Here is a 553-nt window from a genome sequence, read left to right as displayed (position 1 = left end):
GGGGCGCCGTCGCCGAGCGCGCGGGCGGCGGCGGTGGCGGCGTCGAGCCGGGCGAGCGCGGCGCCGATCCGGCCGGTGGCGCGGCGGTTGGTGACGAGCGCGCAGCTCAGCAGGCCGGCCGCGACGCCGACGCAGGTGTCCAGCCAGCGCTCGGCCGCCAGCCTCCCGGCGGGCTGGAGCGCGGCGAGCTCGACCATCAGCAGCGCCATCGGCGTCACGAACACGCTGCCCAGCCAGTAGTTGCGGGCCATGGTCGCCTCGGTGCAGAACTGCAGCGCCATCACGGCGGCGACCAGCGCGAGGCCGCCGGCGCGGGTCGTCGGGAGCAGGACGGTGAACAGGGCGAGACCGGCCAGGTTGCCCACGGCGCGCTGCAGCCCGCGCCGCCAGCTGAGGGTGATGTTGGCCTGGAAGACGGCGGCGGCGGTCACCACCGCCCAGTAGGGGCGCCCGACGCCGAGCGCCATCGACGCCCAGCCGGCGAGCGCGGCGCCCGTGGCGACGCGGGCGGCGACGGGCAGCAGCGGCGAGCCCGGCCGCAGCGCCCGCAGCA

1 protein-coding gene is annotated in these 553 nt (G+C 78.7%); it reads right to left on the bottom strand.

From position 1 onward, the window contains the following. Positions 1-553 (bottom strand): FUSC family protein (locus amrb99_RS49645; protein ID WP_190869058.1); only part of this gene is annotated, 553 nt, incomplete at both ends.

The sequence above is a fragment of the Actinomadura sp. RB99 genome (assembly GCF_014706005.1).
Classification (GTDB): domain Bacteria; phylum Actinomycetota; class Actinomycetes; order Streptosporangiales; family Streptosporangiaceae; genus Spirillospora.
The sequence above is the reverse complement of the archived record's forward strand: the minus strand, read 5'-3'. Positions and strand labels throughout refer to the sequence as shown.